13 protein-coding genes are annotated in these 12,171 nt (G+C 53.6%); 11 read left to right on the forward strand and 2 right to left on the reverse strand.

Annotation, left to right across the window (positions count from 1 at the left end; translation table 11 throughout):
* The first annotated feature begins 288 nt into the window (after positions 1 to 288).
* From BMZ56_RS23545 to BMZ56_RS23560, 4 genes are all read left to right on the forward strand, one after another.
* Entirely contained in the window at positions 289 to 1,116 is an 828-nt protein-coding gene (locus BMZ56_RS23545) for a helix-turn-helix domain-containing protein (RefSeq protein WP_090631830.1), read from the forward strand.
* Between the two features lie 4 nt (positions 1,117 to 1,120).
* Positions 1,121 to 1,789: a LytR/AlgR family response regulator transcription factor gene (locus BMZ56_RS23550; RefSeq protein ID WP_090631834.1), complete on the forward strand. Its 669-nt coding sequence runs from the start codon at positions 1,121 to 1,123 to the stop codon at positions 1,787 to 1,789.
* Between the two features lies 1 nt (position 1,790).
* Positions 1,791 to 2,876, forward strand: a complete 1,086-nt coding sequence (locus tag BMZ56_RS23555) for a LytS family sensor histidine kinase (RefSeq protein WP_090631837.1) — start codon at positions 1,791 to 1,793, stop codon at positions 2,874 to 2,876.
* 180 nt (positions 2,877 to 3,056) lie between these two features.
* The gene (locus tag BMZ56_RS23560) at positions 3,057 to 3,401 is read left to right on the forward strand and encodes a hypothetical protein (protein WP_090631839.1); all 345 of its coding nucleotides are present in this window, start codon (positions 3,057 to 3,059) and stop codon (positions 3,399 to 3,401) included.
* A gap of 38 nt (positions 3,402 to 3,439) precedes the next feature.
* Here BMZ56_RS23560 and BMZ56_RS23565 read toward each other — a convergent pair whose 3' ends face one another.
* Entirely contained in the window at positions 3,440 to 3,715 is a 276-nt protein-coding gene (locus BMZ56_RS23565; protein WP_090631842.1) for a hypothetical protein, read from the reverse strand.
* 31 nt (positions 3,716 to 3,746) lie between these two features.
* On the opposite strand from BMZ56_RS23565, the gene BMZ56_RS23570 reads away from it, so the two are divergent.
* From BMZ56_RS23570 to BMZ56_RS23595, 7 genes are all read left to right on the forward strand, one after another.
* Positions 3,747 to 4,442, forward strand: a complete 696-nt coding sequence (locus tag BMZ56_RS23570; RefSeq protein WP_090631844.1) for a DUF6266 family protein — start codon at positions 3,747 to 3,749, stop codon at positions 4,440 to 4,442.
* A gap of 63 nt (positions 4,443 to 4,505) precedes the next feature.
* A complete protein-coding gene (locus tag BMZ56_RS23575; RefSeq protein ID WP_090631847.1) occupies positions 4,506 to 4,982 on the forward strand; it encodes a DUF5675 family protein in 477 nt (158 codons plus the stop codon).
* A gap of 231 nt (positions 4,983 to 5,213) precedes the next feature.
* Positions 5,214 to 5,438, forward strand: coding sequence for a hypothetical protein (locus BMZ56_RS23580; RefSeq protein WP_143073011.1), 225 nt, complete (start codon positions 5,214 to 5,216; stop codon positions 5,436 to 5,438).
* Positions 5,428 to 5,601 carry a hypothetical protein gene (locus BMZ56_RS25730; protein WP_177195291.1) on the forward strand — a complete coding sequence of 58 codons (174 nt, stop codon included), beginning with the start codon at positions 5,428 to 5,430 and terminating at the stop codon, positions 5,599 to 5,601. Before BMZ56_RS23580 ends, BMZ56_RS25730 begins: the two co-directional genes overlap by 11 nt.
* A 135-nt stretch (positions 5,602 to 5,736) precedes the next feature.
* The gene (locus BMZ56_RS23585; RefSeq protein WP_090632212.1) at positions 5,737 to 6,474 is read left to right on the forward strand and encodes an ImuA family protein; all 738 of its coding nucleotides are present in this window, start codon (positions 5,737 to 5,739) and stop codon (positions 6,472 to 6,474) included.
* Positions 6,475 to 6,480: 6 nt separating this feature from the next.
* Complete coding sequence (locus BMZ56_RS23590) at positions 6,481 to 7,980, forward strand: Y-family DNA polymerase (RefSeq protein WP_090631852.1); 1,500 nt, start codon at positions 6,481 to 6,483, stop codon at positions 7,978 to 7,980.
* A 12-nt stretch (positions 7,981 to 7,992) separates the two neighbouring features.
* Entirely contained in the window at positions 7,993 to 11,139 is a 3,147-nt protein-coding gene (locus BMZ56_RS23595) for an error-prone DNA polymerase (RefSeq protein WP_090631855.1), read from the forward strand.
* Positions 11,140 to 11,183: 44 nt separating this feature from the next.
* On the opposite strand, the gene BMZ56_RS23600 is transcribed toward BMZ56_RS23595, so the two are convergent.
* Positions 11,184 to 12,158 carry a c-type cytochrome gene (locus BMZ56_RS23600; protein WP_090631857.1) on the reverse strand — a complete coding sequence of 325 codons (975 nt, stop codon included), beginning with the start codon at positions 12,156 to 12,158 and terminating at the stop codon, positions 11,184 to 11,186.
* Positions 12,159 to 12,171: the final 13 nt, after the last annotated feature.

The raw sequence follows: 12,171 nt of genomic DNA on the forward strand, positions 1-12,171 counted from the left end.
TCCGCAGTAGCAGTATTGCAGTACACGAACTTTTTAAACAACAGAAATATTAACAGGTTGAAACATGCGCTTGCTGTTTAAACCGCACAACGGGTAAAGTAAAAACATTCGTTAATAATAACCGCCGCAAGGGATTGAGTGAAAAATAATGATCATCAGCAAAGAAAGGTAGACCTAATGCGTTCATCGTAATGAAGAATTTAATAATTTTAAGCAGTAGCTACACTATTCACGGCTTTCCTGTCAGTAGTTCGGCCAGTTAAGATAAATATAGTTAAGAAACAGGTAATGGAGTACCAAGCAAAATATATAACAGAGGATATCAAACTCTCCTGTTATGAGGATCGGTTTTTTAAATCGGATATCATGTTCGACCATCACATGCTCGTCTGGTTTATTTCTGGTGAAACAAAAATTGTACTAGCCGATGCTACTTACTTTTTCAGGAAAGGAGATATCTTCCTGATTCCCAGGAATCAATTGTCTACAATTATCAATTACCCGAAGGATGAACAACCTCACAAAACAGTTGTCATGCACCTTTCAACGGAAAAATTGAGGAATTTTTATGCCAACCTGGATGTAAGACCAAAATTATCCGAAGGGCCAAAAATATTTGTGTTCAGCAACCATCCTCTATTAGAAAGCTGCCTTGCTTCGGTTGTTCCCTATTTTGCAATGGAGGAGCTTCCTTCAGAAATCGCATCGCTAAAAATAGCAGAAGCCATTACCATTCTTCGGAGTATTAACAAAGAGGTCGACAACGTGCTGGCAAATTTTGAAGAGCCGGGAAAAATTGATATAGCGAACTATATGGAAAAGAACTTTATGTTTAATCTTCCTTTAGAAAAATTTAGCTACCTAACAGGGCGGAGCCTTACTACATTTAAGCGGGATTTTAACAAGGCTTTTAACAGCACGCCCCAACGTTGGCTTACCCGAAAACGTCTGGAACTTGCGCATTATCAGATTGTAGAAAAAAGGAGAAAGCCGATTGATGTATGTTACGAAACAGGTTTCGAAAATCTATCGCACTTTTGTTTTGCCTTCAAAAAACAATTTGGCTATGCACCTACAGAACTACTGACCCAAGTGAACAATTCAAAAACCCTGTGACATTGTGCAGCGATTGGCCCGATTAACCTTAACTGCCGCATTTTCCAGTACAGACGAAGCACTTGCGTACATCGATGCCCACGGCAATGTGGACGTGATTTTCTGCGATATCCTGATGCCCGGCAAAGATGGTTATGAAGCCAATAGACTGCTGGGGGGATGCTGCAACCTGTTTGTCTTCTTAACGCAAAAAGAAACCCATGGAGAGGAAATCTTCACCACGGCGTCCATGGTGCATTACCTGCGTAAACCAATTGACGTCGCCGCCGTTTCCCTGCTGCTGGAGCAATTGGATCAGGAAGATCGGAAAACGCCCGAGGGAGCGATATCGACGGATGTTTTGTTTGTGCACGATCGTATTTCCAAAAACAGGATCTCCGTGGATCTCCGCGATATCCTGAAAATATCGTTCAGTGATAAATACGGTTTAATCGTCGCGGCGGATAGGCAAGATCGCCTGTTGATTCAGGGTACGATGTCGAAAGTTCTGCAACGGCTCAGAGGTGTGGGCTGGTTTATCCGGATTAACCAAAATACCATCATTTCCCGCTATGCAATCAAAGAGGTGGATCCCCAACTGGTGGTTTACTTTAAATGGGGCGGCTACGAAGCGGTGAAACGCACCTACCAGCCGCTCTTTCGGGAATTTATGAAGCAGCACGGCCTGGGGTAGGATGGACGCACTTTTTTCCGTACGGTATCGGTTTGGCTGGATTTATCACCTAAGCGTGTGCTTGGCGGCCCTGCTTTGTTTTTTGTTTTACTGGTATGGTGCGGTACGTCCCGCGCATCCCAGCCATCGCGCGGATGTGTGGATATCGTTGTTGATCAGTATACCGATCTTCTATATCAATTTCCTGTGGGTATGGCCATTTACGGCAGCTAAGGGCCACTTGCGATGGGGAAGAACGCTGCTGGTGGTCACGTGTAACCTGTTGGGGATGATTAGCCTATCCGTAGCGATCAGCATGATTTTAGGTAACCTCGAAATCGATTGGGAGGATTTTACCCCGAAAGATGTGTTTTCGTTGGTTGACGGGTCCATACGGAATTTTGCTCCGTATGCGCTCCCCAATCTGCTGAGCCTGCTCGCGAGTTGGGTTGCGTTCATCATCGAACGGATTTACCCGCCTTATGCCAACCGCACAAAAATCCGGCAGGAGATCCAACAAGCCCGGCAGGCATGGCGACGGGCCCAATTAGACCCGCATCTCCTGGATACGCATCTATTGATGCTGAGTGTCATCACCCGTGAGTCAAAAGCCAGTGTTCAATTGGCGCTCGATTATACCATCCGCGTGGTTCAATTTTACATCGGTGGCAATGATCCCCGGGCACCTATAAAACTGGTAGATGAAATCGAATGCATCCGCTGCATGATCGAAATCCAGTCCATTCGCTACGGGGCTGCGTTGAACTGGAAGCTGGAAGTGGATGTGGATGTGGATGAGCTGGCGGGCATCAACACGATCCCAATGGTGGTCATCCCGCTGGCCGAAAATATGATTCGCTATGCGGTGCTCAACCGGGCGGATGCCCCCGCTGTTATACGGGTGCGCTTGGCGGAAGAAGACCTTTGGATCACCGCCGAAAATCGCATCCGCATCGAAAAAGGCCGGGAAGGCAGCGGAACAGGGCTCGCCAACCTGGAAGAGCGGCTTCAGTATGCATACCCCGATAGGTATCGTCTCGCTACACGGAAAGACGATGGCTGGTTTTATACCGAGATAGTGATCTTCGGAATCGGGAAAAAGGCATGATATGAAAACAGCGTGCAAATGACTAAGTTTGTAAGCAACAATTATAAACAATGCCATCTACCGTCAGCATGCTGCGGCCAGATGGGTTAGGCGGTCTGCTACGTATTGAATTCATATGGGGTATGCAAGCGGTCGCAAAATGGGGTCCCTGTCATGAAGATGGTGTAAAACACCAAACCCATGAAAAATTTAGTTGAAAATCTGAATAACAACCTCAGTAACCTAAACTTTCATCTTACCAACGTCGACGAGTTAGCCAGGACATTGCTCGAAACCGGCCTGATCGAACAATTGGCCAAACATCTGCCGGAGATTGCGGCCTTTATCCGGCGCACTTTTCCCGTAGAGGAACCTAAACTTTACTTGCCCGACGTGTTGGGCTACCTCGGCATCAGCCGTCGTTCGTACTTCCGCAAGGTAGCCTCGGGCGATCTGGTGCCGCGCAAGTGGGAAGGCCCGGACTTTTTCTACCCCAGCGACCTGGAGGAGGAACTCAAAGAAAGCAAACGCCGCGGCCGGATCTGACCTTCGCAGGAGATTCGTTCGCGGTTGGTTCGGCATTTCTAGCACGGTGTTCCGGCCGCTGTTCGGCTGGCTGCCGAAGAATAGCCGAAGGACTGTCGCAGCCGTGTCGAACAATGGTCGAAGGATTCTCGAAGCGTTTCCGAACGGTTGTCGAACACGAGTCGAACAGCTGTCGAAGAAATGGCACCGATTGGCACGGATTCGTGCCAATCGGTGCCAATGAGTGCCAAAAATTTCAGCGGCGCACGGGCTTTGCTACGTTTGTTTCCAGAAAGCGGAAATACCGGTATGACAGTGCTTTCAAGGAGTAACAAACAGAATTTTTAACGCTTAAATTTTTTAATTATGGCAGTTTTCAAAAAAGGGATCAACGGTGCCTTTTCCGGAACCATCGGCAACACCGTAGGCAGCAGCTGGAGGCATATCACGTACATGCGCAGCTTGCCCAAACCGAGTAGGAAGCCGGCTACACCAGCACAGTTGGCGCAGCGGGCGAAGTTTGCACTGGCGGTATCCTTCCTTCAACCGATGAAGTGGATACTTAATCTGGGTTTCAATGACAAGCAGCGGGGCAACAACACGGGGTACAACCGCGGGCTCCAATTGTTCATCACGCAGGCCATCATCGGCGACTATCCCGATTATGAGATCGACTTCGAAAAGGTAGCCGTGAGCCAGGGCAATATGGATAAGCTCGTCGGGCTTACCTTGGCATCGGAAACCCCGAACACGTTATCGCTGTCGTGGATGGACCTCAGTGAGGAACCGGTCGATCCCGATGAGGTAAAGGGCTCGTACTTCGACGATCAGGTGTTCGTGCTGTTGTACAATCGCACCGAGCAGTTGTTTACAACCAACCGAACCGCCGTAAGGCAGGACGAAGCATTGCAACTGGAACTTCCGGCAATTTTTGCCGGCCATGAGTTCTATGTGTGGGCGTTTGCGCGTCACCGTGAAGGTGGGCGGCAATCCATTAGCCAGTATGCGGGCACGGTGGTATTAGCCGGAACAGAGGAGCCAGCAGAGGAACCTGAACCGTAGCGGTTCTCAGGCAGCGGGGTGGGGAAGACCCCGCTGCTTTTTTGAAATCAACGATCAAAATAAATGGAACAGATACGAATCGTCCGCGTGGCACAGGGGAAGAACAGTACGCTGAGTCACTTATACATTGGCGGCCTCTTTGTTTGTTACCTGTTGGAAGACAGCATCCGCACGGAAAAGATACCAGGGCGTACGTGCATTCCCGAGGGGGAATTCGGTCTGTCGCTAAATGCTTGGGCGGGCATGAATGCAAAGTACATCTCGAAATACCCGAAGCTGCACGAAGGCATGGTGGAAATCACGGAAATACCCAATTACCAATTGGTGTTCATCCACATCGGCAATTACCATACGGATACGGCGGGATGCCCGCTTACCGGTTCGTATTGGCAGCTGATAGATGGTGATTACCGGGTGCTGCACTCGGCGGCAGCGTATAAATATGTGTATCCGCTGCTGGTGAAGGAGATTGAACGGGGTAACGATCGGGTTGTGGTTTGCAACCAGTGCTCCACGTCTGAATCTCCGTCGCTTCGCTAGGATCTCCTAGGCCGTGTCTGCACTGGTTGCAAACCGGTAGGGGGGTAGGGGTTGTGGGGAGTTGGATCCGGAGCGTTAACTTCTCTCTAAGCAGCTTAGCAAGTCCACAAGGAACCTAGTGACGTGACCGCAGGGAGCGTTACAGTTCCGGTGGGCTTGCTAACTGCGATCCCATTCCAGTTGCGTTGCGCAACCAAAGCGCAACCAAAACGATCACTGAAAAACAAAAAAATGAAAGGAAATCAAGAACCTGTCGGCCTACCCGAAGCGGGAAAACCGACAATTTACGAACGGATCAAGGAAGGACTCGCCGTGGCGAGCCAGCTGGTCATCGCTTCACCACTGAAGCTGCCACTTAAGCTCGTGGCCGTAGCCAAATACTTGGCACTGACTTTGGGTGTGCTGGAAGCAGTGGAAGGTGCAGCAAAAGATAGGAGGGAAGAAGATGAAGGCTAGCCAGCAGGTCGGTATCGGCACCACGGGCGGTACGCTGCTGAGCGTCATCGGCCAGTTGGGCCTACACGACATGCTACGTACCGCACTGCTTGCCGCCATCGGTGCGGTGGTGAGTTTCGCGGTGACGTGGCTGCTGCAACGCCTGTGGCAACGCCGGCGCTAGTCGGCTGGATTCCATCAAGCCTGAAGAGACCGCTTTCCGGCGGCATCTTCAGGCTTTTTCCTAAAATTTCAACACCTATTGTGTGCTAAAAAAATTAGTATTAGTTTTGATGTCCCAATTCAATAGCATATGCAGATGAAACAGGAAAGCAAAGATGAAACAATAGGCCGATTGAAGCGGGACCTGTTGCGCTGGCAGGGGGTTGCAATGCCGGAAAGTCATACGGAACGGATCGGCCTTGGGCCGATTGAAGATGCGTTTCCCGGTGAGGTATTTCCGTCATTTGGCGTCCATGAGTTTATCAGCGGTTCCCGGGAGGATAGTGCGGCAACAAGCGGATTCATCGGCGGATTGCTGTCGCGGCTGACGACAGACAATGGCGTCTGCCTCTGGATCAGCACCTCAAGGTTGCTGTTCCCGCCTTCCGTCCGGGCGTTCGGCGTGGCGCCCGACCGTGTCATCTTTGTAGACATCGCACGGGAGCGCGACGTGCTGTGGGCCACCGAAGAAGCGCTTAAATGCAGTGGGCTGGTCGCTGTGGTTGCCGAGTTGCAGGAAATGGATTTCGTACAATCACGGCGTCTGCAACTGGCTGTCGAGAAAAGCCGGGTAGTCGGTCTTATCCTACGCTGCAATCCCCGCTTAGTCGGATCGACGGCCTGCGCTGCCCGCTGGCGTATCCGGTCGTTGCCAAGCTTACTGGAGGATGGCCTGCCCGGTATCGGCTTTCCGAGGTGGGAGGTCGACCTATTGAAGGTACGCAATGGCAATCCCGGTTGCTGGCAATTGGAATGGTCGGAAGGTCGCTTTATTCCGGTTGTGCCGACCCGACAGGCACGGAACAGGTTTGTACAAATGAAGAAAATCAGTTAACTCAATATGGAAAAGCGCTTTGCATCAATCTGGTTTCCTTACTTAACCACAGACAGGCACACGATCCGGCAACCGCGCCTGCGTAAGGTGCCGTTTGTGCTGGCGGCCCCCCAACACGGCCGGATGGTCATCACCGAAGCGAACGGTGCGGCGGAAGCGCAGGGAATCGCCCGCGGGATGGTCGTGGCCGACGCAAAGGCATGCTTTCCCGACCTGGAGGTTACTGATGCGAAGGAAGACCTGAACAAAAGGCTGCTGAAAGTACTGGGACTATGGTGCATCCGCTATACACCCATGGTGGCCATGGATCCGCCCGATGGGCTTATCCTGGATATCAGCGGCTGCGCCCACCTGTGGAAGGGGGAAAACTATTACCTGAAAGACATCGTAGTTAAATTGCGGAAACGGGGATTCCATGTGCGTATGGCCATCGCCGGGACCATTGGTGCGGCCTGGGCGATGGCCCGTTTCGGTAAGAATCCGATCGTGGACGATGGCAGGGAAATCGATGCGCTGATGCCGTTGCCGCCGGCGGCCCTGCGGTTGGAACCGGAGGTGGTTGACCGGCTGCACAAACTCGGCCTGCGCACGATTGGCAGCTTCCTGCACATGCCATCGTCCGCGCTCCGGAGGCGTTTCGGCGAAGGCCTGCCGCTGCGTCTGCGGCAGGCATTGGGCAGGGAAGACGAGCCCATCCTCCCGCTGCGGCCGGTGCCACCCTATGTTGAACGGCTGCCCTGCCTGGAACCCATCCGCACGGCCGCGGGCATCGAGATTGCCATCGGCAACCTGCTGGAGGCGCTCTGCAAACGACTCTCCGGCGAAGGCAGGGGCCTGCGGATTGCGACATTGAAATGCCATCGCATTGACGGAAATTCTGTGCAGGTGGGAATCACAACGAGCCGTGCTACGGCCAGCATACCGCACTTGATGAAGCTGTTTGCATGGAAGATACCGCACATCGAACCGGCTTTGGGAATTGAACTGTTCGTGCTGGAAGCGGGCAAGGTGGAGGAGGTAGACCCCGTGCAGGAAGCCCTTTGGGGTGGCGTGCCGGGACTGGAAGATACGGCGCTATCCGAACTGATCGACCGGTTGAAAGGCCGTCGGGGCGTCCGGGCGGTCTACCGCTACCTGCCCGACGAGCATCACTGGCCCGAACGGTCATTCAGGGAGGCTTCTTCCATTACGGAAAAACCTTCCACCCTATGGAAGAGCGACCGGCCGCGGCCCACGCGACTGCTGGCTTCACCCGAACCCATTGAAGTAACCGCACCCATACCGGATTACCCGCCTATGCTGTTCCGCCACCGGGGCGAGGCGCATACGATCAGGAAGGCCGACGGCCCGGAACGGATCGAGCGTGAATGGTGGATGGACGAGGGCGAACACCGCGATTATTACTACGTAGAGGATGACAAGGGCCGCCGGTACTGGCTGTACCGCTCCGGCCATTATGGAGACGACCGCCCGCAACGTTGGTTTCTGCACGGATTTTTTGCATAAAAGAAATAGCGTATGGCATACGTGGAATTACAGGTGACGACAAATTTCAGCTTCCTCCGCGGGGCATCCCATCCGGAGGAACTGGTGGAGCAGGCCGCGGCGTTGGGCTATCAAGCCATCGCCGTCACCGATCGAAACAGCTTTGCAGGCATTGTGCGGGCGCATATGGCGGCAAAGAAGCACAAGATCCGCCTGATACCGGCCTGCCGGCTGGATCTGCTGGATGGTCCGAGCTTGCTCGCGTATCCGAAAGGCCGGGAAGCGTATGGGCGGCTTTCGACCTTGTTGACCATCGGCAACCGCCGCGCGGAGAAAGGGCAATGTCACCTGAACAAAGTGGATGTATATGAACACGCGGCGGGCATGGAATTCATCGCCGTGCCGCCCGAGGGCCTGACGGCAACGTTTGAGCTGGAAGCAGACTATGTACGCCACATCACCGAATACCGCCAGGCATTGGGCAGCCACTTTTGTCTGGGTGCTGTACGTACCTATGCAGGCGATGATGCCAAGAAGCTGTTCCGCATCCACCAGTTATGCAAGGAACTGGACATGCCCATGGTGGCACTGAACGACGTCCATTACCACATTCCCCAGCGCCGTGAATTGCAGGACGTACTGACCTGCATCCGCGAGAAATGTACCATCCAGACGGCCGGTTATCGCCTGCATCCAAATGCCGAGCGCTACCTCAAGCCGCCGGCCGAAATGGATCGCCTATTCCGCCAGTATCCGGAGGCCATCCGCAATGCGGAGGCCATTGCCGATGCCTGCTGTTTCTCGTTGGACGAGCTGAAATACATCTACCCCACGGAACTCGTTCCCGATGGCCGTACTCCGCAGGAAGAACTGGCCCGCCTGACCTGGGAGGGCGCAAAGGAACGGTTCAATGGCAATATTCCCAAGAAAGTCCGGGAAACCATCGAAATGGAACTGGCTTTCATTGAAAAGAAAAACTATGCCTCGTATTTCCTGACGGTTCACGACTACGTGCGGTTTGCGCGGGAGCGCGACATCCTCTGCCAGGGCCGCGGATCCGCTGCAAACTCAACGGTCTGCTACTGCCTCGGTATTACGTCGGTCAATCCGGCTAAGTTCCGGCTATTGTTTGCCCGTTTCATGTCCGATGCACGGGATGAACCACCGGATATCGACGTCGATTTCGAGCACGAAAGAAGGGAGGAGGTCATCCAGTACATCTATGAAAAGTATGGACGCCACCGGGCCGCGATTGTGGCCACCGTTACCCAAGTGCGTTCCAAGGGCGCTGTGCGCGACGTGGGCAAAGCCATGGGGCTGTCGGTGGATGCCGTCGGCCGTTTAGCGGGTACGGTGAGCAGCCATTGGGACGATTACATCGACGAACAGTTGCTGGCCCAGCAAGGGTTCCGTATCGATGATCCGCACCTGCGAAAGGTGCTCGAACTCACCTACCAATACATGGGATTCCCCCGGCAGCTCGGGCAGCATACGGGCGGTTTCGTCATCACGCAATGCAACCTGCATGAGCTGTGTCCGATCATCAACGCACGGATGGAGGACCGCACCAACCTGGAATGGAATAAGGATGACCTCGAAGCGCTCGGCTTCCTGAAGGTGGACGTACTGGCGTTGGGCATGCTGACATGCATCCGCAAGGGATTCGATCTGGCCAAGCGACATTATGGGCTGGACCTGACCTTGGCAAATGTCGAACAAGATGACCCGAAGGTATACGACATGATCGGCCATGCCGACACGCTGGGTGTCTTCCAGATCGAAAGCCGGGCACAGATGTCGATGTTGCCGCGGCTGCGCCCACGGGAATTCTACGACCTGGTGATCGAGGTGGCCATCGTGCGGCCGGGGCCAATCCAGGGCGATATGGTGCATCCCTACCTGCGGCGGCGCAATGGCGAGGAGGCCGAGGAGTACCCCTCGGAGGAGATCCGGGAAATTCTTAAAAAGACACTGGGCGTACCGCTGTTCCAGGAACAGGCCATGGAAATCGCGATCGTGGCGGCGGAATTCACGGCCGCGGAAGCCGATGAACTCCGACGCAGCATGGCGACGTTCAAGGCCAAAGGACAGGTCTCCGCCTTTCACAAAAAGATGGTGGACGGTATGATGAAGAAGGGCTATACGGAGGATTTTGCCAACCGGGTGTTCAAACAACTCGAAGGATTCGGGAGTTATGGATTCCCCGAGAGCCATGCAGCATCCTTCGCCCTGCTGGTGTACATATCCTCCTGGCTGAAATATTATTATCCGGATATCTTCGCAGCCGCCCTGCTCAACAGCCAACCCATGGGATTCTACCAGCCCGCCCAGATCGTCATCGATGCACGCAAGCATGGGGTGGAAGTGCGGTCAGTCGATGTAAATAGGTCGCAATGGGACCATACACTGGAGGGAAGGTTCGGTCAGCGCCTTCACGCGCTGCGCCTCGGTTTCCGGCAGGTAAAGGGCCTGCGTGAGGACGACATGCAGGTGCTGATCGATGCACGCCCTGCTGAAGGATATACCGAGGTTACCGCACTGGTGGATGCAGGTGTTCCGCTGGCGGCCATGGAGCGGCTGGCCGACGCGGATGCATTCCGGTCCCTCGGGCTGGACCGCCGGCAGGCGCTGTGGGCGGTATCGGCCCTGGCCGACCGGCCTGTGGCCCTCTTCGAGGGCCAGCCAACCGAATGCACGAAGGAAGGCCAGATTAAGCTTCCCTTGATGACAGCAGGAGAGCACGTAGTGCAGGATTATGCCAGCACGGCGCTTTCCATCAAAGCACACCCCGTGAGTTTCCTGCGGGAGAAATTGGACCTACTGCATGTAATACCCACCGGGAATCTACCCCAAATGAAGGACGGAATGTTTATCAAAGTATGTGGCATGATTACGGTGCGGCAGCGGCCCGGTACTGCCAAGGGCGTATTGTTCGTAACCATCGAAGACGAAACGGGGTTTGCCAACCTAGTTGTGTGGGGCAAAATGTTCGAAAAATACCGCCGCGAGATTCTGCAGTCCCGGCTGCTGCTTGTATCGGGCAAGTTGCAGATCGAGGGCGAGGTCATCCACGTTGTCGTGCAGCATTGCACCAACCTGAACGGCTGGTTGCGGGGAATAGCAAGCCCCGAGGGAACCGATACCACGGGTGTATTTCATAAAGGGAGGAATTTTCAATAGCAACCGTCCTTCTGTTTTCATCTTCAAAGACTGGCTCCCCGGATTTAATTTGCATAACTTCTGACCAGAATGGGTACATTCTTCGGTTCCAGACTTTTTAAGTAGACGTAAATAGCTTCCAGATCTTGCTTGCTCATGCCAGCATACATTGTCCACGGCATCGGCGAATTGAGCTCGTCCTTCGCCATTGGTTTGGGATGGTAACTGCTATCCGCATACGCCTTAAATTTGTTTACAAAAAGCTCCTTCGTCCATGCTCCGATCCCGGTCTCGGGGTGCGGGGTAATATTAGGAGCACGGATGACACCCGCAGGCTGACGAAATTCCATGCCGCCACCGAATTCACTACCCGGAACCACCCGCCCTTTATCCTGTTTGCTATGACAGTCGACACAGCCTGCAACGTTAACCAGATACGCACCGTAGTTAGTCGTATCACTTGGCAATGGTTTCAATTGATGGGCTGCAGGCGACGGAGATAGCTTATTCAGCAGATTGACCGGAAAGTCCAATTCAGGTGCCGGTACATCATTCTTGACAGCCGCTAGTGTCCGTAAGTAGGCGATGATGCTGTACACATCTGCTTTGTCCATCTGCCCGAAACGGTGATAACCCATGACCGGAAACAGGGCTCGACCGTCTTTGCCCACCCCCGTGGTAACGGCACGGTAGATCTCACCGTCTGTCCAATGGGACAAGCCGTAGGGCGTCAGATTGGTGGAATAGATCGTGCCCGGAAATCCGGCTTCTTTTGCGAATCGCTCCCCACCGCTTCCTTCGCTTCCTTTGGTTAGGGGGCCGCTAAAGATGCGCCAATCCCGCTGGCTATGGCAGTCCATGCATACCGCCACATGGGTGGCTAAATATTTTCCTCTTTCTATGCTTGCACGGTCTTTGCTAACCCGGATATCCGGCGCATCGCCTACATTAGGCAACGCAAAATCGACATATAAACCGGTGCCCAATGCCAGAAGTAGGACCACTCCCATGACGAGTCCGAAAACTTTTAAAAATTTCATGTTTTATTTGTTT

It is taken from the genome of Parapedobacter indicus (assembly GCF_900113765.1).
Lineage (GTDB): Bacteria > Bacteroidota > Bacteroidia > Sphingobacteriales > Sphingobacteriaceae > Parapedobacter > Parapedobacter indicus.

What these genes read in the sequence shown, in the direction of transcription:
- BMZ56_RS23570 (WP_090631844.1), top strand. Translation starts at nt 3,747, where the DNA reads ATGGCAGTTTTCAAAAAAGGGATCAACGGTGCCTTTTCCGGAACCATC.
- BMZ56_RS23545 (WP_090631830.1), top strand. Translation starts at nt 289, where the DNA reads ATGGAGTACCAAGCAAAATATATAACAGAGGATATCAAACTCTCCTGT.
- BMZ56_RS23585 (WP_090632212.1), top strand. Translation starts at nt 5,737, where the DNA reads ATGAAACAGGAAAGCAAAGATGAAACAATAGGCCGATTGAAGCGGGAC.
- BMZ56_RS23560 (WP_090631839.1), top strand. Translation starts at nt 3,057, where the DNA reads ATGAAAAATTTAGTTGAAAATCTGAATAACAACCTCAGTAACCTAAAC.
- BMZ56_RS23600 (WP_090631857.1), bottom strand. Translation starts at nt 12,158, where the DNA reads ATGAAATTTTTAAAAGTTTTCGGACTCGTCATGGGAGTGGTCCTACTT.
- BMZ56_RS23555 (WP_090631837.1), top strand. Translation starts at nt 1,791, where the DNA reads ATGGACGCACTTTTTTCCGTACGGTATCGGTTTGGCTGGATTTATCAC.
- BMZ56_RS25730 (WP_177195291.1), top strand. Translation starts at nt 5,428, where the DNA reads ATGAAGGCTAGCCAGCAGGTCGGTATCGGCACCACGGGCGGTACGCTG.
- BMZ56_RS23590 (WP_090631852.1), top strand. Translation starts at nt 6,481, where the DNA reads ATGGAAAAGCGCTTTGCATCAATCTGGTTTCCTTACTTAACCACAGAC.
- BMZ56_RS23575 (WP_090631847.1), top strand. Translation starts at nt 4,506, where the DNA reads ATGGAACAGATACGAATCGTCCGCGTGGCACAGGGGAAGAACAGTACG.
- BMZ56_RS23580 (WP_143073011.1), top strand. Translation starts at nt 5,214, where the DNA reads ATGAAAGGAAATCAAGAACCTGTCGGCCTACCCGAAGCGGGAAAACCG.
- BMZ56_RS23595 (WP_090631855.1), top strand. Translation starts at nt 7,993, where the DNA reads ATGGCATACGTGGAATTACAGGTGACGACAAATTTCAGCTTCCTCCGC.